Source organism: Chryseosolibacter indicum, from assembly GCF_018598585.1.
Classification (GTDB): domain Bacteria; phylum Bacteroidota; class Bacteroidia; order Cytophagales; family Cyclobacteriaceae; genus Chryseosolibacter; species Chryseosolibacter indicus.
In genome coordinates, this window is the sequence record NZ_JAHESD010000004.1 from 59,422 (window position 1) to 82,945 (window position 23,524).

A 23,524-nucleotide genomic window follows, 5' to 3' on the forward strand; every position below is an offset into this window, starting at 1 on the left:
CTTAGCTATAGAATTGTTCCTCCTCTTACAACAATAGAAGATCCCTCGGCTAAAAATACCGATTTAGGTGTTTCTGTTGTTAAAAAGTTAAAACTACTTCCATATATGTCTGCAAAATTTACTTCCAACGAATAACTGTTTACTTTATAAACTTTCCAACGCGGGTGCTCTACTTCATATTCCGATGTTTTACTTTTGTTTATATACGTGTATCCCCAAAAATGTTCTGTTATAAATTCTTCCTCACTTCCATTTTCTATATCCCAGGGCTGGTTTGTAGCTTGTACTTTCAATACATTCCAATGGTTCTTTTTCCATCTATACTCAACGCTTAGATTTTCATTTTTTGTCAGCCATTCGTGCGCCATTTTCATGGTCTCGTAGTTTTCTTTATAAATGGTATTTGCTACTACCGTAATTGCGGTTTTTGGAACAATTTCTTTAATGAAGACCACGCCGCGCTTCCATTCATTATTATACTTGTGTTTTACGTAGAACCGCAAATTCACCTCTTCAAAGTTTACGTGAAAAGGAATTTTTATTCCTTTAACTTTTGTATTAAGAAACATAAAACCGACAAGACTTATATAACACGTATTATTCCAAGTGTCTAATTCTGTTTTATGAGGTAGATATTGTAAAAGAAAACTCTTATCAATAGCGTAGTTAACAATGGCAAGTTTTCTCCATTCTGCTTCAAGGAAAGTTGTTTTCACGTTTATTATATCTTTTAAATTACCATATAACGATAACATCCTTGCACTGGTTTTACTAACTTATTGCACATTAAGCTTTCTTGAAATAGTTTGCTTATCTGTATTTGTTCTGGCCAGGGCCAAAGCTTTTTCAAAATTTTCCTTTGCTTTTATGGTATTGACATTCCTGTAAAGTTCTCCTAACAGGGTATAGTAAAAATGATTATTTGTTAAGGTAAGCTTCTCCGCTTCAGCTATTGCATTCGCTTCGCCCTTAACTTTAGATAATGCATAAATTCTGTTAAGAGCAGCTAATGTTGAGTACTCCAATTCTAGCAGATGATCATAAAGTTTTAGAATATTACTCCATTTCTCGGTGCTGTTGGCTTTTATTGTATGCCAATAAGCGATAGCAGCTTCAAGGTGGTACTTCGAAATACGCGTGCCTGTTGAGGCGCGGTTTAGATAATATGTACCCTTGGCTATCAGCTCGTGGTTCCATAAGGTTTCATCCTGGTCGTGGTATAAAATAAATTCCCCCGCTTGTTTCCGTCGTGCTGCAAAGCGTGAAGATTGGAAGCTCATTAGCGCAAATAGTGCATTTACTGCAGGAAGATCTGTTCTCTCGTTTTCAAGAAGCTGATAGGTTAAACGCATTGCTTCAGCACACAAATCTTCCCGTAAGACATCATCCTGGCTTTCGGAATAGTAACCTTCATTATACAATAGGTATAGCGTGGTAAGTACTGTATCAAGTCTTTTGTCAACCTCCGATTCAGGTGGAAATGCGATATCAACTTTTTCCAGGCGAAGCTTTTCTTTTGCCCTGAATAATCGTTTATTGATAGTTTCTTTATTTGTAAAAAAGGCCGTTGCAATCTCTTCTATACCGAAACCACATAAAATTCGTAGAGCAAGGCTTACCTGCGCTTTAGTTGAAATTGATGGATGACAAATTGCAAATAACATTTGCAATTGACTATCCATGATATTTTTATCCGAAAGGTCGATTTCCAGCTTTGCATTTAATTCTCTTATCTCGTCAGCTACTTTCTTTGTAAAGATCTTGTTTCGTACCATGTAATTCCTGGCTTTATTTTTCGCTACGGTATAAAGCCATGCTGTAGGATTTTCCGGAATGCCTTTATAACTCCATGTTTCAAGTGCCTGTAGGAAAGTTTCACTTGTAATGTCTTCTGCAACTTCAATACGTTCTATGCCCAAAAACTCGCAAAGCACAGAGGCAATTTTTCGGAATTCGGTTCTGAAAAGGTGTGGTATTAACTCTTGTTGTTGCATAAGAAAGAGAATCAATAGAACCTCTACGTTTTACATAGGTCTATAATGTGCTATGTATTAATGAACGCCATCTCCATTAGCAATCTTACGAACTTCCATGGAGTTACCTTCGCCCAGTAATACAGGGCATCCCTTCGCAAATTCAACGGCTTCATCTACAGAGGTTGCCTTTACGATAACATATCCGCCTATAGTCTCTTTAATGTCTCCAAAGGGGCCGTTTGTGACAAGTTTATTAGACTTTACAACCCTGGCATCATCGAAAAGTAAGCCGGTACCCGAGACAAACTTATTCTGTTTACGTATGCTTTCAATCCATTCCATGGTTTGTTTCATCCAAATTTGCATTTGCTCAGGAGAAGCTACTTTTGAGCCGTCTTCATGCCTCATGATTAATACGAATTCTTGCATATTACCTTAAATTTAGTTGTGAATTTATGATTTATACAATGACAATTGAGATTTGAAAAATTGGACGACTTATCCTAAAAAAAATATTGATCGGTAAAAGAATTTCGCAGGCTCTTCCTGGTACAGAAGGCTTCGTAAGTTGACAATGCTTTAAAACTGTTTTTATTGTCGTTTTATCTTACATATTCGTGGTTACAATCAACCAATCGATATTATTTCGGTAAATCACTTATCTTTATAATACCTGAAGGCGTATGACTGCTCCCCACCTTATCAGAAGCGTTGTCAACAGGATCAATACGTTGTTGTTGATCCGAAGTATATGGTTTCCCAAATTGGTAAAGATCGTCTGGATCGTTACGCTTACTATTGCCATTGGTGTTCCGGTTTATGTCTATGCCTTAATTGCCAATCCGTATAACTTATTCGGTGCAATGCCTACCCTACGGGAAATCGAAAATCCTCATAATGATTTCTCTTCTGAACTTATTTCTGTTGATGGGGTGTCACTGGGTAGGTTCATACGTTATAACCGTAGTCCTGTAACTTTTTCAGATCTTTCGCCGGATTTAGTGAATACATTACTCGTCTCTGAGGATCACCGGTTTCATTCACATTCAGGTATGGACTTCGCTGCATACTTCAGGGTTATCAAGGGCATGATTACCTTTAGTGCACAAGGAGGTGGAAGCACACTCACACAGCAAACTGCTAAGAATTTATTCAGAACAAGGGAAGAAGAATTAAGTGGTAAGCTTTCAAAACTGGCAGAACCTCTCGAAATTCTTATCAGTAAGACAAAAGAATGGATTATAGCAGCAAGGCTGGAAGAAAATTTTACTAAGGAAGAATTAATAGCGCTATACCTCAATACAGTTCCGTTTAATAATAACGCATATGGTATCAAGGTGGCAGCCGAAACTTACTTTCAAAAGTCTCCCGCCGAGCTTAATATACAGGAGTCTGCATTGCTTGTAGGTATGTTGCAGGGTACAACCATTTATAATCCTGTTGCCTATCCGGAAAGAGCGAAACGTAAACGAAATGAAGTAATTCAGAAGCTCTATCGCCTTGGCTACATTGCTTCTCAGGTGGAAACGGACTCACTAAAAGCACTTCCCTTGCAGTTAAATTTTAATATTCAGAATCATAATGAAGGCCTTGCGCCTTATTTCAGAGCTGCTTTACAGAATGAACTGCTTCCGTGGTGTAAGGAAAGAGGTTATGATCTGTTTGAATCGGGATTGAAGATTTATACCACAATTGATAGTCGGCTGCAGCAATACGCCGAAGAGGCAATGCGGGAGCATATGGCTTTACTTCAGAAGAATTTTGAAGCAGATTGGGGAGATAGAAATCCCTGGGTAGACGATAACGGATACGAAATAGAGAATTTTCTGGAAAAGAAAATCCATCAAACTGAGGCATATAAAGTCCTGAAATTAACTTATGGGAATAATGTAGACTCTATTAACCTGAAACTTCATGAGAAGAAATCCATGCGAGTTTTCTCCTGGAGAGGGCAGCGTGATACGCTTTTTAGTACGTGGGACTCACTGCAATACTATTATAAATTTCTCCATGCCGGACTTTTAGCTGTAGATCCGTCAACTGGAGGAATAAAAGCATGGGTAGGGGGTATTAATCATACATACTTCAAATATGATCATGTAAGGCAGGCTACCCGACAACCGGGTTCTACTTTTAAACCTTTTGTTTATGGTGCTGCTATAGAAAACGGCTTTTCACCATGTCAGTTATATTATGATATTGCTCCTGCTATACCTGTTAACGGAAGGATCTATCAGGCAAGAAATGCAAATGGCACATTTGGCGATGGCAAACAATATACAATCCGACAAGCGTTAGCCAGATCGTTAAACTCTGTTTCCATCCAGGTTATTAAAGAGATCAGGCCAGAGAATGTAGCATCATTTGCGAAGAGAGTCGGTATTACTACACCCTTAGATCCTGTGTACTCGCTGGCGTTAGGTACAAGTGACGTTTCCCTCTATGATATGGTAGCCGCTTATAGTACCTTTGCAAATTTGGGTTTCTATATCAAGCCTTACTATATCACGCGCATAGAAGATCAAAACGGAAATGTTATCGAGAATTTTTTCCCAGTGCCTAAACAGGTTCTGAATGAAAGCACTGCCTATACCATGATTCATATGTTAAAAGGGGGTGTTGAAGAGGAGGGAGGCAGCTCTCGTGCATTAAGCGAAATGGTAAAGAGTGAGAATGAAGTTGGCGGGAAAACAGGTACGACAGATAATGGCTCTGACGGATGGTATATGGGGGTTACACATAACCTTGTTGCAGGTGTATGGGTTGGCGGCGATGAACGCAGCATTCATTTCCCTCATTGGGGAGAGGGCTCTGGAGGTAAGGCAGCCCTGCCCATCTGGGATAAATTTATGCAAAAGGTGTACGCTAATGCTAAAGCAGGTTTCACACAGGGAGCCTTCAAAAGGCCTGTTGAGTTTAATATTAACTTCGATTGTGATAAGTATACAAAAATAGATTCACTGCTAACAATACAGTAGAAACCTTTTCTTTGATCTTAAAGCATAATTACTTTATAGATTCTATAAAGCTGATACTCTCCCTCGAATAAGTAAGTAGTAGCTGATGCATAGCCCTTGTACAGGCGATGTACAACATGCGTTTATCTACTTCTGTCTGGTAGTTTCGTGCTGAAGCAAATGGTACAATTACTTCATCAAACTCCAGACCCTTAGCGAGATGTGCTGTAGTTATAATAATTCCATCTTTAAAAACTGTACTATCTGCAGTAAGCAGGTGAACGCGTGGTTGCTTTAATTCTTCATAAGCAAACTCAGCCTGTTCCTGTGTCTTACATATTATCCCTAATGATTGATGTCCTGATTCCTTAAATACCGCGATTCTCTTTTTTATCTCTTCAAGTTCTTCGATATTATTTTCAAACCGCTTTACTTCCGGCTCTTCTCCATGCCTTTCCATAGCAATCAAGTCAGGGTTATGATAGAGTCGTTGGGCAAAGGCGGTAATTTCCCAGGTGGAGCGATAACTTCTGAAAAGCTTAATCGTTTCTCCTTGTGGAAAGACCTGACCTATTCCTTCTGCCGAAGAAGCACTATAAGGATTGACCTTTTGACTGATATCGCCCAGAATGGTCTTCTTACATTTAAACAATCTAGATAGTACAGCATATTGAACAGGGGTATAGTCCTGCATCTCATCCACTAGCAAATGCTTAACGTGGTCGTATGATTGAACTCCCTCCATTCTTATCTTACAATAGATAAGCGGAAAGACATCGGCATATTCAAATGTTTCATTGGGAAGAACGTTGAATAGATCGGGTCTCTTTATCCAGTTATAGAAGTTTTTATATAAATCAAACACATTGTTAACCTTTACCATTCTTGGTACAGCTTCCCATATCTGTGCTTTTTCATGCCCAGTTAACTTTCGGCGTACATCATCTCTTACGTATTGCTGTATGTCCTTTACTACTTCATGGAAGCGTTTCAATAAAGGGATACGATGATAGGCTCTAAACTTTTCATGAATAAAGGGTGAGGGTACTACTGTTTTTCCTATTCTTAACTCGATAGGTTCAAAGAAGTTATTCTCAATGTGAATAAGGTATTGATTTAGTTTGGCCAGAAACTCAAACGAAGATTTGAATTGAATGCGTTCAATAAAAGCCTCATCATGTTTCTCCAGCAGTGAAGATACCTGTTGAAAGAAAGTTTGGAACTTAACCTTGTTTTCTAATACTTCCGCGGCTAACTCTTCAATAACCATTTCTGGAATCTGCTCTTCGCCTAATTCAGGTAATACGTTTGAGATGTAATCAGCAAACACTTTATTGGGGGAGATAATAAGAATATCTTTGGAGGCGATAGACTCGCGAAAGCGATACAGCAAAAAAGCAATGCGGTGAAGCGCAATAGAAGTCTTGCCAGATCCTGCAACTCCCTGGATGATCATAACAGGCGCCGTTTCATTCCTGATCACGGCATTCTGATCGCGTTGAATAGTGGCGACAATGTTCTTCATCTTGTCGTCCGATGATTTACTCAGCTCTTTCTGTAAGATATCGTCATGGATGTTTACGGCATTTTCAATCATAAACTCCATCTGGCCTTCCTTGATCTTGTACTGACGTTTCAAGGCAATCTCTCCCTTAATTTCACCCGAAGGTGTCTTGTAGCTTGCCTCACCTAATTCGTAATCGTAAAACATAGAGGAAATAGGTGCTCTCCAATCGTAAATAAGATTAGCCCGTATGGTCTCATCCGAGAAGGTATAGATACCAATGTAAATTGGAGTTCGTTCACTATTATCGCCGGTGATAAAATCAATACGTCCGAAATAAGGTGAGTCGCCCAGCTTCAATAGCTTACGTTTTCTCGCTACAGCAGATTCGCCAGTAAACGCCATTCTGTCAATAGATTGTCCTGCAGCCACCATGTCGGCCTCATCCATTCCGGATTGGTGTTCATGGATATATTGCTTGTTTTGCCTGAGTTCTTCTGAAAATTGTTTTACCCGGTCATCAACTCTACGGATGGCCAATAATAGCTTTTCTTTGATTTCTTCAAGGTACTCTCTCTCTTCCTTCTCGGTTGTATTAATCATCGTCAGAATAAAATTCAAAGTTCAAAAAATCAAACAGATATTCTAGCAGAAAGGCCACCTGTTTTCTTTTTTCTTAATTCAATTAAAAGGAAGGGGAGATAGTAGCGTAATGCTCATTGGATATTTAGCGAAATATCTAAGGTAAAGAAAGCTGTCTCAAAATCAGGTCCACGTTTCCATCGTTACTTCTAATTTTGGAAACAGCCTTCTTTCTTTCTATCGGATAAAGGTTACTCTCGTTATTTTGCCGTCTTTTACTTCATACACGGCAATAGCATTTATCTTCTTGCCGTTGTAAACCAAGCTTTCATGATCCATGATTTTATTCGCCAATGTAATTCGGTTTACAATCTGAACAGGCTTAAACCCTGGGTTTTTAAATAAGGGTTCATAGATCTTACGCATCGCATCTTTACCCTTCGCCATCAAGCTATCAGGGAAATTGAATAATTCAATCTCATCACTATAAGTGTCAAGAAACGCATCAATATTTCCTGCGTTGTACGCAACAACTTGTCGTTGCACTAACATTTCAGGTGTTTCTTTTACGATTGAATCTGCTGGAATAGTCCTGCCTGATTTGACAACTATTTCGATGGTATTTAAGTTGTCGAGCTGTTCAAGGGGATTCTTAGTTAGCAGCAATAGATCCGCTGTTTTTCCTTTCTCTACCAATCCCTTATTGTTGTTGAATAATGTTGAAGCATTGAGAGTGGCAGCACGAATAATTTCTGCATTAGACAAGCCTGCTCTCTTCATCGCTTCAAGTTCTTTAAAGTAAGAAGACGCATGCATTGTTCCAGGATTGCCAGCATCTGTACCAGTAACTACATTAACACCTGATGAGAATACCTTTTTCAAGTTGACAGCCATTATGGAATCAGTTGTTTTAGAAGAGCGAACCATGCCGCTGCTCCGTAAGCCTTTAAAATTGGCAGGCCATTTATCTTCGGGTATCCATAAGGGTTCAAGAGTGGAACTGTAGATAAAAGGATTGCTCCAGCGAAGTTCGTGAGGATGATTATCAAGTTTACCGAGTCCGCTTTTATACCAGTTCGATGACACAATCAATGTCGGGATATAGGACACCTTTTTAGTAACCAGCTTCTTTGTAAATTGATCACTAAAAACCTGATCGTCTACACTATGTACAAGAATATCAGCGCCTGCATCTACTGCAAGTTCCGCAGTCTTTGCTTCTGTAGCATGAACAGCTAATTTAAGGCCTGCTTTGTGTGTACGTTCTGCAATGTGTTTAACTACTTCAAAACCTTTTTCTGCAGGAAAATCAGGAGTTATAATGTACCAGACTTTAATATAGTCCGGCTTCTTCTCCAGAAGTTTATCGAGAAGGAGATCCGCATCTTCTTTTGTAACTGTTTTTACAACAATGGGATCGGTAAGGTCGAGTTTAGGATTTGAAACATTTGAAAAAAGAGAACCAGTAACCAGAACATCAGGGCCGTTAAATGTTCGGGCGATTGAATCTCTGATTTTGAAGTTGCTCAGAGGGCCACCCATATCCGCTACCGTTGTAATACCGCATCTGAGGTATCTCCTTAGGTAATCTTCCGTGTTATTAAAGCCTTCCTGTCTTTCCTTGTCATAGGGACGAACGGAAGTAAAGTCAAACCCATCTGGTCTTGTAAACAATCCTCCTGACTGAAAAAAGTGTATGTGAGCATCAGTCATACCTGGCATCAGGTATTTCCCGCTCCCGTCTATTACTACAGTTGTACCATCAGTTTCAAGTCTTCGGGTCGGAACGATATCTGTTATGAGTTCTCCTTTAATAATAACAGACATGTTGTTTTGAACTTTTCCCTTTTTAACATCAATAACGTTGATGTTTTTTATTACTGTTACTGAAGGAGATTGAGCCTGGAGGAAGTTTGAAAGTAGAAGAGTGACAGAAAATGTGATACTAAATTTCATATTTAGAAAAGTGTAAGGGTTATTTTTTGGGTAAGATAGGAATAGAAAGAAAATAATCAATTCATACAGCATCACCTTATCGTTAAAACAGCATTAATAATACATCTCTTCATAACAGCGTATCAGTTATCTTTTGTAATTCCACATATTGCGTACTGTACTTACTCCTGCTATCGTTGTGCTGATGCAGGGGCACGATATTTTTTTATTAGTAAAAAAGCTTATGCAAAGAAAGAGAATAGTATTATATGCGGTGTTAGTGTTTTGTTTTGCTGCGTGCCAACCAGCAACTGAAATTACAGGTTCTTGGAAGAATACGAATGCTACGGCAAACAATCAAAGATTCAATACGATATTGGTTACTGCTTTAACAGCACGAACAAATGTGCGCCAGCAGGTTGAGCGTGATATAGCAGCTGCTCTCGAAAAGAGAGGTTATAAGACGGTAAAAAGTTTTGATGTGCTGCCTCCATTTACTGAAGGAAAAACGCCGGATAAGGAGGTATTGTTTTCCAAAATAAATCAAACGGGTGCCAATGCTATTATGACCGTTGCGCTTATTGATAAGGAAACTGAAAACAGATATGTACCTGGTAGCACAGGATATGCCCCTGTCCCACGTTTCGGTTATTATGGTTCGTTTTGGGGCTATTACAATACCTGGTTTCCTACTTTATATTCACCCGGATACTACGAGGAAGATAAAGTATACTTTATAGAAACGAACCTATATAATGCACGTACAGAAGAATTATTATGGTCAGGACAATCAGAGACATATAACCCAAGTAGTCTTGATTCTTTCTCCCGCGAATTTGCTCAAGTTGTTGTTGCAAAGATGGAGAACGATGGGCTGTTACGAAAAGATGCATCTGGTGAAGAATTAGCAAAAGAACGCGGTAAAGAACGCAGTCAATAACAATTGTAATAGTAGGTTGTTTCAAATCAAAGTTATGACCTTACTTTTCTGATAAACGAAAACAGGTTCTGCGTTTGAGAAGACCTATCTTATAAAGGACTATCTTAGCGGCTAATTATGAGTAATAAGAAATTTTTGAATCCTGACTGCGTACTTTATATATGTTGTGGTAGTAAATGCAAAAAGAGGGGAGGCAAACACATTTTTAAAGAACTTAAAGTGCGTTTAAAAGCTGCTCATTTAAAAGGTTCTATTCAGGTCATTAAAACAGGCTGTACAGATAGGTGTAAATGGGGGCCTGTAGTGGCCGTTATGCCTGACAATAAATGGTATCTTGAAGTCTCCTCAGAGGAGGCTGTAGCATTACTAGCGACAAAGATTGATAAGATCAGGTAGGCAGATATTCGTTTCAAAATAAATTATAACGATAAATGGAGGTGCTGAAATTCAGCACCTCTATTTTTAGTAACTATTAATTTGGCTCTACACGGAAAGAAGAAATTCTGTCATTCCACCCTTCGTTAACAAAACAGTTGTCATCTCCGGTTTTTACGAGTGTTGCACCAGCGAAATTGTCATGTTCATAGAAGGTAACCCTGAGCCCAGCAGGAACACGAACAGAGGAAGCGTCATCATTTATTCCACCTGCTGCGTTAATGGCAGCAAGGTTGTAATTACCAACACCAAAGGAAGCAGCCCATCCTGTATAATCACAATGCTGATACAAGGTTATTGATCCAGATGATGTCTCAGGATATAGTACTTGTACTGCTACCTGATCATAATAGGTAAAGCCATTCCATGGAAGAACAAAAGAATTCATTACAGAATTTGCGTCTGTTTCAGGTGTACCAGGAATCATGGTACCATCAGTTTGGTTAGTGTGCAACAAGCCGAAGTTATGCCCCATTTCATGTGCCATTGCAAAAAGCTTTTGCCCTGCACTAAGCGAATTGTGATATGTATTAATTTCCATAAAGCTGCCCGGCGCTCCATTTGAAAAAGGTAATGCGGCGCGTGCTACCCAGTTAGCTCCACCTTCATAAAGCGCCCTTACATTAATATTAGCACTGGCACTCGATGATACTTGTGACAAGAATAACTTGGTGCCATTAACAGCATTCCATTGGCTTATAGCATCTGCTATGGCAGTACGCCACTCTGCGGGTACAGTACTATCAAGGTAGTACTTGATGTTAGTGACGTAGGCATCGCTTACAATGTATGTATAGCGCCTCTGTTCCGTACGACCATTTGGCGAAGTTGATTGCCTGGTGATATAATTTTCAACTTCCTCTTTGGATATGATCATATCCTCATGAATCGTAAAGATTTGTTTTTTGTCATCGAAAGATATTTCATCTCTTCCATATCCCGTTGTTCCAGTAAGGAACTGGTAGTGCGCTTCGAGATTACTTGGCGTCTTTGGAGTGATACTATTACTATCTTCCTTATCACATGAAATGATTGTTGCAAATAAGAGCATGCACATTATTTTAGAGCATGACAGAATTGATGAATTACTTGGTAGTTTCATAAGTTAAAAGTTTGGTTGTTAAAAATATATTATAGTAATGCGCGCAAAACCAACTCAGTAACATGTGTATAAGGACACGATCAATCTTTAGCCTCCTTAGTAGAGGAAAAGATTTTGAAGGCCACAATGTGTTTTTAAAAGCACACAGTGTAAGTATATGTTTAATTGCTGCGGGGGAATTAATACTAAAGTAGCGCTTTTAATAACGTTTTGGCTATTGTTTATTTTTACTTCATCGATTGGTAAGGAAGATAATCGATTGTTTATGAAGGCAATGGAGATGATTCTTGTGTGCTTTTCGTAACACGAAAAAATAAATGAAAAAAGCTAGAATGCGATTAGCACGTGTGTGATGTAAAACACTTTTAACGGATAAGTATAAGGATGAATTTAACTGGAGGGCTATGTAATGATATAGTCAATTATACTATGTTTATTTAGCCATGAACAGAGGAATTTGTAAGAAGAGGCGAATAGTTGTTGGCCCACTTAGTATCGCACAATATATAATATAGTAAGAAAGCCTGCACGGCTTTCTTACTATATTATAATTGAAACTATTGGCAAACAGGGACGGTAAAATTGCCATTTACAAAAGTTTTACTATCCATTCGCGCGTCTATTCTGCCGGACACTTTTGTGTCTGTTATTTCAGTGATTTCAACCGCACCTTTTGATGCTATATAGTTCATTGTTTTATCTGCCTCGAATAAAGTAACAGTATGAGATTCTGTTTGTGTGAATTTCAACGCTGTAATTTTAATTGCTTTGTCAATAGTAAAGAATACCTGGTTCCCTTCCGGAATGAACATCGCGCAGCCTGGGTTGTCTTGAGGAAGTGATAAAGTTATTCTTATTTCATTATTACTTATGTCTGCGTATCCATCTGCATAAGTAAATGGAACATTATTGATTTTTCCCGTTGCATCCACGTTATCAAATTTGTAAGCAGAAGTAGCACTCTCGTCGTCATCGCTGCAAGAAATAAATATGACAATGGAAAAAAATAGGGCTAGGGTTAAAAAATTGTATTTCATTGAAGTGTAGTTATTTATATAAAGTTAGAATGAAAACTATATGTGTAATCAGTTAATAGTGACTTAACATTACATTAGTTAGAGAAGTAGTTTCAATACACTTGCCATACCTAAAAGCAATTGCTCTTGTCTTAATTTAATTCCAATATTCTTTTTATTTAAATCAATTTCTATCCCTAAGCCTTTTAATCTTCTGCGAGGCTTCCTGTTCGGACATTAATGAAATAATGATCCAATTAACATCTCTTATGTCTAAAGGAGCATACGCAGTAAGAATGTCTTCCTGTAGATCATTCTTTTCTAGTTTTGTACCCGTCTTCTTTGCCAGCGCCTCTTTGATCGATTCAAGTTTTATTTCCTCTAATAAAATGCTGGTGTTAGTCTTTTTGATTTTATCTGCCAACACTTCTGTGTAGCCCTTCTTTTTAAGTTCCAGTAGATACTCTTCTGGGGCTTGAATTAGTTTCCTTGATATAGAACGCAATTTAAAATCAGCCCCTATAAGAAGTGTCTCACCACTTTCTCCTAACCCATCGTCTTCCCATTTATTATCGCCCGTCAGAAGTTGATTAATTTTGTTGATAGGCATCTGAAATACTAGTATTCCTACTTTTGTTTCCTGATCATAAACAGGACAAGCAATAAAGGAAGCCGGGGCTCCATAAGACGGATCGTACGCTTCGAAGTCTACAAGCTTAACAAAGTTTTTATCATTACTAGATGCAGCGGATTTTACGGCTTGTCCAAAGTTTGTATTACTATATATTCCTGTAAAGAGACTTGTGGCAAAGTCTACTTCTTTAAATACTGAATAGATCATGTTGCCGGTTTCATGGTCTATCAGAAAGATGTCATAGTATCCAAAACTCTCCTGAAATCTCTTAAACTCCTGATGATATGTGGCATGTACTTCATTGTATTCAAAATTATTTTTAGCCCTGTTCAAAAAATATTTTTTTCCTGTAGGAAATTCATTGGAGGCAATATAAAGGTCTTGAAGCAGTAATGTTTTACTGGCTTTTGGAACGTACTTTTCCATTTGCGCAGGAACGCCTGCATTCTCAGTTAATTTAGGAATGAAGTCTTGTTTATAATAACGGATCAGGTTCTCGGAAATAACGTTTAATTGCTCAACTTGCAAGTCAGGTAGTTTATTAAAAGCATCTTTAAATTTTTTAACAGCTTCGATGATTGTAGTATTATTGGCGTATGTAAGAATTTGTTTTCTGATTATGTCGAAGTAATACTCGACATTACGTTTTTTAGTAGCGTTTATAGCTTTTAATTGATCAAATTTAGATTGATAGTTTAGATCTATAAGTTCGCTAAAGAGTGCGTTGTATTTTCTGCTTATTTCTTCCTGCGTCGCCTGCAGCTCTTCCTGGTTTTGTTTAAGGTTCTCTTCCTGTAAACGCATTTGCTCCGTCTTCTTCTGGCTTTCGTCAAGAAGGTTTCGGGTATTCTCATTAATTTTATAGTTAGTGAGAGTATGCGCTATGTTCTGTGCCAGCTTCTCTACAAAGTCGATACGGTATTTTTCAAATTCATTAAAAGATGCTAGTTCAAGCACACCTACTACTACCTCATTTGCGATAAGTGGAACAATGAGAACACAAGTTGGATTCGCCTGCCCCAGACCTGATGTTATTCTCACATAATCATCCGGCACCTTCTTAAGGTAAATTGTTCGCTTCTCTAAGTATGATTGTCCAACCAATCCCTCTCCAATAGCAATGTGCTTGTTTATATACTTACGCCTGTCATAGGCGTAGCAGGCAGTCATTTCCAGAAAAGGAGTTTCCGTTTCATGGAGTATGAAAACTGTTCCCTGGGTGGCATTCAACATTTTTACTAAGTTTTTGATAACATCTTCACTTAAGGATTTTAAATCTCTAGCTGTTTGTAGTATACCTGCGAACATTCCCAGGCCTTCTGCAGCCCAATTTCTTTTTATGTCTTCTGCTTTAATTCTTACTAACGCTTCTTTCATTCGCAGCAGCGAGTGCCCTAATAAATCTGCCTCGCTGAAAGGTGTGTAAGCCGCGTTCAGGTTTCCGCTTTCAATTTGTGTGGTAAATTCTGTTTTCTGTTTAAATCCTAGTGCTACTTTATTAATGGCTTCTGTAATCTGAGCTATTTCATCCGTTCCTTCGGCTTCTAGGGTATGATCTAGGTCTCCATTTGAAAGGTCAACGATCGCATCACGAACTGTTTTTATTTGTGATGATAGCTTTTTAGAAAATACCAAAGCAACTATCGCAACTAATACGAGAATGCAACCGGATAATAAGACCAGTCTCGCCACCGACACTTCCTGACTTATTGAAATATAGATTAACAATATTATAAGGCATAGTACAGGGAAGATGGTAGTTATGAATAGCAGTCTATTAAAAATGCTCTGTTTCTTTGAGAAGGAAGCCTGTGACATAATACTTTAATGATGGACATGGATAGAATACTTAATAATAAACAATTTGTTTGGCAAGAAACAAAGCCGGGGTAAGGTTTTAGAGAAAAGTGGCGGAGTTTTAGGGTTAAAAAAACATCATTCGCAGGCAAGCAAACGAATGATGTTTATATAGGAATAATATTAGCGGACTATAAAAGGTAGATTAAAAATATAGTGGGTACTTATGATCAGGGATAACATTTATTCTTCTATCCCTACTGGATAAAGAAGATACCTGTTATCCACATAAGGTGATCGCGTATAAAACCATTCGTATACGGCACGAGTATTATTTATAAATGCAGGATCCTTCTGTTTTTGTAGTTCGAATTCTGCTTTAAGTTTAGGATCATTAGCAAGCATATTACGTGCGAGAGGCTCAATGGCATATTCTTCAATGTACTCTGTTCTGGTGAATATTTCAGGAAAGAATCCCCACTGAAGAAAGCTGTCCGGTGAAGATGGTTCAAGCAGGCAGATGGCAAGTTCGCCCAGAGTTTGATTGGTCTCGATTCTTACTGAGCCAGGATAAAAAACTTCCTGTCGTGTTTCCGGAACTGCCGATCCAGATACCGTAAAGTGTCCTTCGAAGGGTTGCAGGGAAAATTTATAATCTCTGATTCTGTACATCTTTACTTCGATAGAACGGGGCGCGTTAATTTCTTGTACATTAATACCATGAAGTTTTAATCTTGAAATAACATCTTTATGTGTTGCTGGTATCCAATATGCTTTTGGTCGTTTAGCTACAATACCAGGTTTGGTATTTTTAATATAAGGTATTTTTTGAGTTACAGGCTTTCCTGTCCATACAATGTAATCTTTACCTGTTAGGCTTGACTTCATAAGCTTTGATTCAACTCCAAGAAGAGTCATTGTATCAGGCTTTTCAGATTGATTATACGTTAATACACTCTCAGCATTTCGTAAAGCTTTATCCGCTTCTATTGCGTTCTTTAGTGCACTTCCTTCTTTTGCCAGTAAGGCCAGTACGCTTTCGATGAATACATACGTACCAAGAACTCTCTGTTTGAAAGGTTTTAGAGAGTGGTTTTCAACAAGAATTGATGGAATGCGTCTTAAGTCGCCATAGTTGTTTGAGAAACGCGGAGAGTATGCAAACTCCACATTACCCTCTGTAAAGTCGCGATCATTGGCAGCAAACATCAATGGACCTGGTATATGACCATTGGTCTTAAGGTACTGATCTGTAGCAGGCTTAAAAGTGTTGTCAAGCCACTTGACGATAGAAGGGGAAATGCCTGAGTAACCATAAGTAATGTCGTATTGATAATCAGCGCCATCTGTTACGTGTAGGTCCAGGTAGAGCGTTGGATTATACTCATTCATTACCTGTACTACACATCTTATCTCTTCACTGTCAAGTTTTGTATAGTCACGATTAAGATTAAGGTTACGCGCATTTGTTCTCCATCCCATATTTGACGGGCCACGCTGGTTTACCCTGTTGTATTGCGAAGCACGTTCATGTCCATCTACATTGAGTATAGGTATAAAGAGAATGTTGACGTTTTTAAGCAAATCTCTTTTCTTACCAAAGGCAATATCTCTTAACAGCATCATGCCTGCATCTTTTCCATCAATTTCACCTGCGTGAATACCAGCCTGTGCTAGCAACAACGGTTTTGCTGATTTACTCAAGGCTGTTTTATCAAATATTCTATCCTGACTTGCAATAACAATAAATATGTCTCGGCCATTGGCGCTTTTGCCAATGGAAACCATTTCCATAAAATCTGAATGCTTACAAAGGTTATCAAGCCATGCTATGGTTTCTGAATATGAGGGCGTGTTTACAAAATCGTTCTTTTCCGCGGGTGTAATCCAAACATTATCCTTCTTTGCTATCAATTCCAGGCTTTTTCCTTTCCATGATAAAACAGGAGGGAGGATGTCTTGTTGTTGCGCATAAGTAACCGTATGGAGCAGGGTTAACACCAGGTAAAGTTTAATCAATTTCTTCATGCTTCGTTAGTTGAGGCACTAAAATGTGCTAAATACAAGTTAAGTGCAAGTGGGTTTATTTGCATAGAATTGCTTTACTCGCAATTGATGTTTTAGAAGGTAAGGTAAGTAGGTCAACGATTGTTGAAAGTGTAATCAGACTATTGGTTGCTAAACAAAGAATTGTTCTGATATTATCTTTCCGTCTCTTACAACATACACACACAGCTCTGGTGCTTTCATTCGGCCTTTGCCTTTCATTGTTACATCCATCTGTAGGGTAAAGGCGATGGAATTGCCGGCAATTAATGGTTGCGACACTTCAATGCTGTGCATCTGTTCTATCATCTCGTCAAACTTTTTACCTTTAGCATGTATGGCATTCAAGCCCATCGTTTCTTTTTCAAAGTCAGGCGTAGCGTAAGGCTCTATACTAACAGCGGATTCATCGTATAATTCTTGTTGGGCGCCATCCCAATCTCCTTTACGGCAATAGGCCGCTAACCGTTCTGCAATTTCTTGAGTAGTCATAACAATTGGTTTTAGGTAAAAGATATAATTTTATTCTTATACGTTCAATAACCACTGTTGTCTCCTACATTGTTAACTGCATAAAAAAACCTTGGAACTGTGTTCCAAGGTTTGATAGCTAAAGCACGACCCTTACATAACTTTAGCAATGTTTTCAATGCTATTGGTCAGCAGATGTTTCGTCGTTAGCAAGGCCTGAATCTTTTGCCATACAGATCTTGAATTCTGACTCAACTGCTCCAATCGCTTTTTCGTTAGCAGCAATCATGTCGAAGCCTTCGTTCTGGAATTGGTTGAATGTGATAAACCATTTCTCCATTCTTTGCTCGAAACAACTTCCATCTTTCAGAATGCCTTCCATGGATGCCTTCTTACCTTCTGTTGGCTTTTCGGCTTCTGTTTTTGAAGTTGTGTTACACGCTACTATAACACACAGCATGAATAATAGTGTTGCAATGTTGGTTAGTTTCATGAGGTTTTGAAATTAGTAGCAGCAATTTACATCGTTCGATATTCAAAATTTATTTAAACAGCTGCTTTACCTTATTTTCATGATACCGTCCTGATTTTTTTATGGCAATGAAATTCATGGTTAAAATCTGCCATTAGTCTTTAAAAGCTACTACTGCGATGGAGTAAAAGTACTTTAATGGAGTCCGTAGTATTACTTAGATTGTTAGTATCTGCTATTTAAAGGGGCATAAGATCATTTCTTTTTTAGATAAATCTTACATTATCGCTTTGGATATTAGGTGATATGAACGGATAATAACAGTATATGTGTGGTATAAAAGATTACTTTTTTTGAGTCATAGATCAATTTGTTGATTTGGCTGGCTTGAATGCCATATGACAACCTTCAATACAGAAACGGTAGGCGAGGCGTAGATTGCCATCTTTAACTTCAAGGTTATAGCTGTGCTCAAGGTTATTTATTTCAACAAAACCTTCTGGTTTTGCTTTAAACAATGCTAATACTTTTACTTGTAGATTAGTATCATCAAGGATCTCATAAAATTTGTAGTCTGAGAGGCCCTGTATGTTTGAAGTAAACCTTTTTGTTTGTTCCAAAGTAATCTCTTGCGCAGGATTTGCAGGTATTTGCTCAGTGATGTATCCGCTACCTGGTGAATAACCTCTTTCGTAAAGCACCCAGCGACCTGCAACGTTTTTAGGTTCTACTTGCGAAACGTGTGATTCATTATCGTCACAAGTGGATGCAAGGGAAATGATAGAAAGCACAACTGCTATAATAGAAGGGATCTTTCTCATATTAATTTCTTTTCTTTATAGACACGCATAAATCTCATACCGTTGGAATCAGGATTTCTTAGTTCATAAATTCAGGAAACCATTTAAGACAATAGCTTGCTTTTGAGACTATGGAATGTTTTATCCAATCCCTTATAGCGAAGGGTTTCTGCCGACATACTGTTTACTGCAGTAAGAAGCGCGCTTTTTTCTTTATCGGTTAATATATCTACTTCGTAAAAGTAAGTCCTGATGGTAAACAGAAAAGTGTTCACTTCGGGGAATCCAATCAGGTTTTGGCGTTCAGTGCGTATAAAAAATAACTGGTTGGTATTATTGGTTTGTCTTCCGTTCCATATTGCAGCATCTGTATGCGGTGGAGGCTCCGGATGATGATTTAATCTGGTATCTGTTGCTATGCCCCATGCAAATCGCGTAAACGGACCTCGGGAATTAATGATGGAAGAAAGCATTTTAAAATAATGGGATGTCACGCGCTCCATATTTGGAACCGGCTCATGTATCTGATCAAAGGGTTTACCGATTTTAGCTGCGGGGGACCAGTGATTAGGTGCACAAAGATGTATTGCTGTGAGATAATCTTTTTCATTGTCGTCTATTTGAAAGACAGCTACATCTTCCTGCAGCTGGCAGCACAACGCATCAAACAAGGAGAGATACAAATTTCCTTCAACCGATGTCCAATCATCGCTCCATTGAATCTTTTCTTCTGTTGTTCTATTGACAAGTGAATAGTTGTTGTCATCGTTCTCAAAAATGAATTGCTCCGGGTATTCTTTTACTAACTGATGCAGAATATATCGGTTAATAAGTGCGGTTGTTGAGGTCGCAAGCGCATGTTCCAGGTAGTATTTTCTGATATCTTCTTTTCGACACATAACTTTGTTGTTCAGGTACTCTTTATAGGTTTCATCAATGTGAAAAACAAGTTGATCTTTTCCCGGAGTTGCCTTGTTCATTAATGTTAAACCTGGTGCAGTCGAATATGTTCCTAGTATAAAGGGCAGGTATTTCATATCATGTGATTAGGGCAGGGTTAAAATAACATAATTTCCGCATTCCCTGATTCCGAATCAAATTCTTTAATTGTATAACATACGTAGTGATGACGCAGTGTAGCCGGGGAGTAGTTATGGAGATCGTTTCATAGATTCTGCATTTTATGGAACGATCTCTCATGCTACCCTTTCCTTATCTGATGACTAATGGGAGAACAATCGGAGAAAAGAAAGGTGCTTGACTAGTGATCTACTGGTAACAATGGGAGAAATTGAGAGCCCATCTATAGAACAATGGGAGCCATCTATACAACGTCTATAACCCATTTAGACAATATCGCTAGCTACACTGAACCTACTCGGATGCTACATGGTTAGCACTGGTTATTTGTTTACGTTGCATAGCTGGTAGGTATTGGGCAACAGGCGTAAGCCGCGTAATTGCTTCGCACTGCCTTTAAAGCTTACAGGTAAGTGATAATCCTCCGGGGTAGGGAGTGACATGCCACGATACAGAATTGTTTCTCCGGGGTCTGCTTGTGTTTACACTGAGTCGCCTTAACGCTGTCTCTCCGCAAAACCAGGCAATGGCACCACCAAAGGCGATATCAGAGATCCAATGGGCATCTGAATAAAGGCGTGAAATAGCAGTACTTGCTGCAAGGCTATAGAAAAATATTTTTACTGGTATATAGGTGATGCGTTTTGCCATTACAAGGCTTATGCCGAATGCTACAGACATGTGACCTGAGGGAAAAGAGTGATAACCAACGTCCTGGCTAAAAGGCTTAAAACGATAAGCACCGACATCAGTGCCGGGTCGTGCCCTGCCAACAGCATCTTTCAAAAAGGTTTGAAGCAGTCCACTTGTAAGCAATGTTGCGCCTAATCCAATTCCCGTATCCTTAGCCCACCGGTTGTTAAGAATGAGCCCGCCAATGTAAAATGTTCCCGTAAATGTAAATGCGCTGTAGGGTTTACCATAGTGAAATCCGATCCTCTCTATACGCTCGTAGAACTTTCCTTCAGCACCATCAAAAAAGTCCTGAACAGGTTTATCGGCCAGGGTTACAAGGGCAGTGCCTGCCAGAAGCCCTGCTAGAGTTATCCAGTTCTTTTGCTTCCACCGCAGGGGTTGTGTATAAGTATAGGCTACGCCATCAGCAAACCGATATATGTCATTGGAAATGATAAGTGAATCCTGAGCTTTAGCAGTTTTACCTGCTATTAGTAGAACCAGAATCAAAAAATAAGTAATCAGGCGCATGAGAAAATGACAATCCTAAACTAATCAAAGCCTGTTGTATTCCTAAATAACGAAGTCTGTAAATTAAGTTGAAAGTAGTTCTTGCCGTTGAAAGAAAGATAAAGAAACTGTTAAGGCTTGGTTAATTGCGTCGGGAATACTGGTTAATACCTTGTTTTACCCCCTGGTGAACTGCGGCAAAGAATGCAATTCCGCGATCAGTGGCAAATGCACTGAAAGATCTAAATCTGTTTCTAATGTCTTTTCTGATAACCCACCTGTATGTGATCATCTTATACTTAGGAAAGTTCTTATCAATCCTTTCTTTTACAACTTTTGTAATGATTTCAAAAACGATAAATCCAATAATGATTGAAACGATCCATTCCAGATCCTGAAACGTTTCTTTATTGACGACAGTCTTTTTAGCAGTTAGCCCCCAGAGGTTTCTAATGCTCCGTGTTTCGAAAAACTGTGATACCAGTCCTGTTGCAGAGGCTCCAATCAAAAAGCCTGTAAAGTTGCCAGTAAGCTGTTCGTATAGGTATGAGAAGATCTTTTTTGTGTTTATCCTTTTCATTGCAGAAGGAATTCTCCTACAAAGTAAAAACAGCAGAATCAAAGAAAACTTTTAATCGGCAGCAAATTCCTACATGCTATCCGTTTTAAACAAAATCCTGGTTACGCTATGCAACGCTCAAAACCTCAATGCTATTATCAGTCTCTTTTTCCAAAACCAATTGTAGTTGCGGTAGCCTCATGCTTCTCTGTTTTGCATCTGTATTCTAAAATTGCTTCTGAAGTATCCGTTCTTACAATTACCTTATTTACCTCCGTTAGCCTCACTTCCTCGATTTTACCATTTACATTTTGTATCGTATATATTTCGCCTTTAACGGGTTTTTCATTGCTTTCAAAAGAAATTTCACTTGACTTCTTATCTTCAATAATGAACTTAATCTTATAAGGTAACATGATTTAATTAGGTTTAATATTAATCCCTTGACAAGGTAAACCTTACAACCGGTATTTGCCAACTGAATTGCCGGCATATTCTGGCGTGCTTTTTTTTGCTATCGTGGCTCAAATAAAAAAACATCTTATGAGCTACCCAACATTGTCACAAGGAGCGAGGTTAACAGCAGTAAAACTTAAAGATACTGCAGGAAATGAAATTGGTAAAGTTGTAGAATGGATAATGGATGTTGTACAGGGAAAAGTTGTATACGTTGTCGCCGATTTAAAAGAGGCGGATAACTATTACGCTATTCCTTGGGCATTGATGAAGGCCGACCTTCAAAATGGAGGATACATTGTAGATCGTAAAACGGTTGAAACGTCAAACGTTAGTATTGACAGGACAGCAATTAACAACCTAGTAAATGACAAAGATTTTCTTGACCGGATGCTTACGAGCTATAACGTGAGTGGGGAGCAAACGTCCGGGCAGCAAGGTGAACGTAGCCCCTCTGCAGGTCAAACAGAACAGCGGGAAAGAAGCGAGCAGACTTATCCTTCAAATGCAGAAGTAAGTGAAGGTAAAGGGTATGGCGGATGATTTTATACCTCTTTTTGATGGCACAACTATTTTGCCTTTAATTGGACTGAAAGGCAAGATGTGCCATCGAAAGGAGGTCATATGAATGTGTTTGATAATTTAGATTTTGGAATAAAGCGTGACATCATAAAAAGACACGCAACCCTTGTTTTAAAATTGGATTACTTCAATTATGAAGTAAGACTGTATTCATGGGATAAATATTTCATAGAAGAATATTTCGAAACGTCAGCGCAGAAGGTAACACGGATTTCATTGGCTTCTGAGAAGGACTTGCTGAAGTTTATCAGAAATATTTGTATTACTGACTTGGGCTTTAATTGTCTGTCGTAAAGTCGTTAGTACTTAATTTGATGACACCCTTTTATTTTCTTCCAGCTGTTTTATTTTCTCCAGGTGCGATTCTACTATCGGCAAGTAGGTCTCTGCAAATTTCTGAATGTCCTTATCCTTAAAATCCGTAGCATCTTCAAAATCATTCACATCTCTTTTGTGATCGATTTTCATCATTTCAATAAATTTTTCATCAAAATCCTGTCCTTGTTGTCCTTTTAAATCTTCAAGGCCATCCGCTTTTTTATTGCTCAATGTATTTGGCAGAATAATGTTCTTTGAAGCAGCCAGCATTCTCAGTTCGCGAAGCATTTTAGTGTGGTCGGCTACCATCCACTCGCCATATTGTTTTAACTCAGGAGTAGTAGCTTTTGTAGCAGCAAGTTTACCTTCTTCAATATCCATCATTCTAGCATCGGCAGCTTCGGTCATAAACCTTGAAATTTCTTCATCAATAGCAGAGTTTAAGTTCTGCTCCTGTGCCTGCTTAACACTATCCTTATTGGATGAATTACAAGAGAGAATCATAGATATGACGGCAATAACAAATACCTGGTAAATTGTTTTCATAGCTTATCTTTTATTCTTGCTATTCAAAAATTTATGCCGTAGCCACCTAATGTTGTGTTATATGGTTAGCCTGCCAAAACAGCGCTGTTAGTTCTTTGCTGCTTTTTAAGTTACACATTGCGATGGTGTTT

22 protein-coding genes are annotated in these 23,524 nt (G+C 38.5%); 5 read left to right on the forward strand and 17 right to left on the reverse strand.

Annotated elements, in window-relative coordinates:
- Positions 1-5: 5 nt before the first annotated feature.
- The 3 genes from KK060_RS02850 to KK060_RS02860 are packed head-to-tail and all read right to left on the reverse strand — an operon-like array spanning position 6 to position 2,405.
- Positions 6-716, reverse strand: coding sequence for a YqjF family protein (locus KK060_RS02850; protein ID WP_254151972.1), 711 nt, complete (start codon positions 714-716; stop codon positions 6-8).
- A 60-nt stretch (positions 717-776) separates the two neighbouring features.
- The gene (locus tag KK060_RS02855) at positions 777-1,994 is read right to left on the reverse strand and encodes an RNA polymerase sigma factor (RefSeq protein WP_254151973.1); all 1,218 of its coding nucleotides are present in this window, start codon (positions 1,992-1,994) and stop codon (positions 777-779) included.
- A 57-nt stretch (positions 1,995-2,051) separates the two neighbouring features.
- Positions 2,052-2,405 (reverse strand): YciI family protein, encoded by a 354-nt coding sequence (locus tag KK060_RS02860; RefSeq protein ID WP_254151974.1) that lies wholly within the window; start codon positions 2,403-2,405, stop codon positions 2,052-2,054.
- A 254-nt stretch (positions 2,406-2,659) separates the two neighbouring features.
- On the opposite strand from KK060_RS02860, the gene KK060_RS02865 reads away from it, so the two are divergent.
- On the forward strand, positions 2,660-4,954 hold the full coding sequence (locus tag KK060_RS02865) for a transglycosylase domain-containing protein (protein WP_254151975.1): 2,295 nt from the start codon (positions 2,660-2,662) through the stop codon (positions 4,952-4,954).
- A gap of 28 nt (positions 4,955-4,982) precedes the next feature.
- On the opposite strand, the gene KK060_RS02870 is transcribed toward KK060_RS02865, so the two are convergent.
- Together KK060_RS02870 and KK060_RS02875 are read right to left on the reverse strand one after the other, a co-directional pair.
- A complete protein-coding gene (locus tag KK060_RS02870) occupies positions 4,983-7,040 on the reverse strand; it encodes a HelD family protein (RefSeq protein WP_254151976.1) in 2,058 nt (685 codons plus the stop codon).
- 216 nt (positions 7,041-7,256) lie between these two features.
- Positions 7,257-8,975, reverse strand: coding sequence for an amidohydrolase family protein (locus tag KK060_RS02875; protein ID WP_254151978.1), 1,719 nt, complete (start codon positions 8,973-8,975; stop codon positions 7,257-7,259).
- 223 nt (positions 8,976-9,198) lie between these two features.
- On the opposite strand from KK060_RS02875, the gene KK060_RS02880 reads away from it, so the two are divergent.
- Together KK060_RS02880 and KK060_RS02885 are read left to right on the forward strand one after the other, a co-directional pair.
- Positions 9,199-9,894 carry a DUF4136 domain-containing protein gene (locus KK060_RS02880; protein WP_254151980.1) on the forward strand — a complete coding sequence of 232 codons (696 nt, stop codon included), beginning with the start codon at positions 9,199-9,201 and terminating at the stop codon, positions 9,892-9,894.
- A 117-nt stretch (positions 9,895-10,011) separates the two neighbouring features.
- Positions 10,012-10,290 (forward strand): (2Fe-2S) ferredoxin domain-containing protein, encoded by a 279-nt coding sequence (locus tag KK060_RS02885; protein WP_254151981.1) that lies wholly within the window; start codon positions 10,012-10,014, stop codon positions 10,288-10,290.
- Between the two features lie 76 nt (positions 10,291-10,366).
- On the opposite strand, the gene KK060_RS02890 is transcribed toward KK060_RS02885, so the two are convergent.
- The 11 genes from KK060_RS02890 to KK060_RS02940 form a co-directional block, all read right to left on the reverse strand.
- Entirely contained in the window at positions 10,367-11,380 is a 1,014-nt protein-coding gene (locus KK060_RS02890; RefSeq protein WP_254151983.1) for a M57 family metalloprotease, read from the reverse strand.
- Between the two features lie 608 nt (positions 11,381-11,988).
- Positions 11,989-12,468, reverse strand: coding sequence for a hypothetical protein (locus KK060_RS02895; protein WP_254151985.1), 480 nt, complete (start codon positions 12,466-12,468; stop codon positions 11,989-11,991).
- 163 nt (positions 12,469-12,631) lie between these two features.
- Entirely contained in the window at positions 12,632-14,899 is a 2,268-nt protein-coding gene (locus KK060_RS02900; protein ID WP_254151987.1) for a GAF domain-containing protein, read from the reverse strand.
- A gap of 222 nt (positions 14,900-15,121) precedes the next feature.
- Positions 15,122-16,906: a M14 family metallopeptidase gene (locus KK060_RS02905; protein ID WP_254151989.1), complete on the reverse strand. Its 1,785-nt coding sequence runs from the start codon at positions 16,904-16,906 to the stop codon at positions 15,122-15,124.
- 150 nt (positions 16,907-17,056) lie between these two features.
- Positions 17,057-17,416, reverse strand: a complete 360-nt coding sequence (locus KK060_RS02910) for a nuclear transport factor 2 family protein (RefSeq protein WP_254151990.1) — start codon at positions 17,414-17,416, stop codon at positions 17,057-17,059.
- Positions 17,417-17,576: 160 nt separating this feature from the next.
- On the reverse strand, positions 17,577-17,888 hold the full coding sequence (locus KK060_RS02915; RefSeq protein ID WP_254151992.1) for a hypothetical protein: 312 nt from the start codon (positions 17,886-17,888) through the stop codon (positions 17,577-17,579).
- Positions 17,889-18,232: 344 nt separating this feature from the next.
- Positions 18,233-18,688 (reverse strand): hypothetical protein, encoded by a 456-nt coding sequence (locus KK060_RS02920; RefSeq protein WP_254151993.1) that lies wholly within the window; start codon positions 18,686-18,688, stop codon positions 18,233-18,235.
- Positions 18,689-18,771: 83 nt separating this feature from the next.
- Positions 18,772-19,704, reverse strand: a complete 933-nt coding sequence (locus KK060_RS02925; RefSeq protein WP_254151994.1) for a heme-dependent oxidative N-demethylase subunit alpha family protein — start codon at positions 19,702-19,704, stop codon at positions 18,772-18,774.
- 439 nt (positions 19,705-20,143) lie between these two features.
- A complete protein-coding gene (locus tag KK060_RS02930) occupies positions 20,144-20,953 on the reverse strand; it encodes a phosphatase PAP2 family protein (RefSeq protein WP_254151996.1) in 810 nt (269 codons plus the stop codon).
- A gap of 121 nt (positions 20,954-21,074) precedes the next feature.
- On the reverse strand, positions 21,075-21,512 hold the full coding sequence (locus KK060_RS02935) for a hypothetical protein (RefSeq protein WP_254151998.1): 438 nt from the start codon (positions 21,510-21,512) through the stop codon (positions 21,075-21,077).
- Positions 21,513-21,649: 137 nt separating this feature from the next.
- Positions 21,650-21,907 (reverse strand): hypothetical protein, encoded by a 258-nt coding sequence (locus KK060_RS02940; RefSeq protein WP_254151999.1) that lies wholly within the window; start codon positions 21,905-21,907, stop codon positions 21,650-21,652.
- 127 nt (positions 21,908-22,034) lie between these two features.
- Between KK060_RS02940 and KK060_RS02945 the strand changes: the two genes are divergently transcribed.
- Complete coding sequence (locus KK060_RS02945) at positions 22,035-22,490, forward strand: PRC-barrel domain-containing protein (RefSeq protein ID WP_254152001.1); 456 nt, start codon at positions 22,035-22,037, stop codon at positions 22,488-22,490.
- 60 nt (positions 22,491-22,550) lie between these two features.
- Positions 22,551-22,823 carry a hypothetical protein gene (locus tag KK060_RS02950; RefSeq protein ID WP_254152002.1) on the forward strand — a complete coding sequence of 91 codons (273 nt, stop codon included), beginning with the start codon at positions 22,551-22,553 and terminating at the stop codon, positions 22,821-22,823.
- Between the two features lie 12 nt (positions 22,824-22,835).
- On the opposite strand, the gene KK060_RS02955 is transcribed toward KK060_RS02950, so the two are convergent.
- Positions 22,836-23,393 carry a DUF4142 domain-containing protein gene (locus KK060_RS02955; protein WP_254152004.1) on the reverse strand — a complete coding sequence of 186 codons (558 nt, stop codon included), beginning with the start codon at positions 23,391-23,393 and terminating at the stop codon, positions 22,836-22,838.
- Positions 23,394-23,524 lie beyond the last annotated feature (131 nt).

Bases quoted from the DNA above. Each gene is read 5' to 3' on its own strand.
- KK060_RS02855 (WP_254151973.1), bottom strand. From the start codon at position 1,994: ATGCAACAACAAGAGTTAATACCACACCTTTTCAGAACCGAATTCCGA.
- KK060_RS02860 (WP_254151974.1), bottom strand. From the start codon at position 2,405: ATGCAAGAATTCGTATTAATCATGAGGCATGAAGACGGCTCAAAAGTA.
- KK060_RS02865 (WP_254151975.1), top strand. From the start codon at position 2,660: ATGACTGCTCCCCACCTTATCAGAAGCGTTGTCAACAGGATCAATACG.
- KK060_RS02870 (WP_254151976.1), bottom strand. From the start codon at position 7,040: ATGATTAATACAACCGAGAAGGAAGAGAGAGAGTACCTTGAAGAAATC.
- KK060_RS02875 (WP_254151978.1), bottom strand. From the start codon at position 8,975: ATGAAATTTAGTATCACATTTTCTGTCACTCTTCTACTTTCAAACTTC.
- KK060_RS02880 (WP_254151980.1), top strand. From the start codon at position 9,199: ATGCAAAGAAAGAGAATAGTATTATATGCGGTGTTAGTGTTTTGTTTT.
- KK060_RS02885 (WP_254151981.1), top strand. From the start codon at position 10,012: ATGAGTAATAAGAAATTTTTGAATCCTGACTGCGTACTTTATATATGT.
- KK060_RS02890 (WP_254151983.1), bottom strand. From the start codon at position 11,380: ATGCTCTTATTTGCAACAATCATTTCATGTGATAAGGAAGATAGTAAT.
- KK060_RS02895 (WP_254151985.1), bottom strand. From the start codon at position 12,468: ATGAAATACAATTTTTTAACCCTAGCCCTATTTTTTTCCATTGTCATA.
- KK060_RS02900 (WP_254151987.1), bottom strand. From the start codon at position 14,899: ATGTCACAGGCTTCCTTCTCAAAGAAACAGAGCATTTTTAATAGACTG.
- KK060_RS02905 (WP_254151989.1), bottom strand. From the start codon at position 16,906: ATGAAGAAATTGATTAAACTTTACCTGGTGTTAACCCTGCTCCATACG.
- KK060_RS02910 (WP_254151990.1), bottom strand. From the start codon at position 17,416: ATGACTACTCAAGAAATTGCAGAACGGTTAGCGGCCTATTGCCGTAAA.
- KK060_RS02915 (WP_254151992.1), bottom strand. From the start codon at position 17,888: ATGAAACTAACCAACATTGCAACACTATTATTCATGCTGTGTGTTATA.
- KK060_RS02920 (WP_254151993.1), bottom strand. From the start codon at position 18,688: ATGAGAAAGATCCCTTCTATTATAGCAGTTGTGCTTTCTATCATTTCC.
- KK060_RS02925 (WP_254151994.1), bottom strand. From the start codon at position 19,704: ATGAAATACCTGCCCTTTATACTAGGAACATATTCGACTGCACCAGGT.
- KK060_RS02930 (WP_254151996.1), bottom strand. From the start codon at position 20,953: ATGCGCCTGATTACTTATTTTTTGATTCTGGTTCTACTAATAGCAGGT.
- KK060_RS02935 (WP_254151998.1), bottom strand. From the start codon at position 21,512: ATGAAAAGGATAAACACAAAAAAGATCTTCTCATACCTATACGAACAG.
- KK060_RS02940 (WP_254151999.1), bottom strand. From the start codon at position 21,907: ATGTTACCTTATAAGATTAAGTTCATTATTGAAGATAAGAAGTCAAGT.
- KK060_RS02945 (WP_254152001.1), top strand. From the start codon at position 22,035: ATGAGCTACCCAACATTGTCACAAGGAGCGAGGTTAACAGCAGTAAAA.
- KK060_RS02955 (WP_254152004.1), bottom strand. From the start codon at position 23,393: ATGAAAACAATTTACCAGGTATTTGTTATTGCCGTCATATCTATGATT.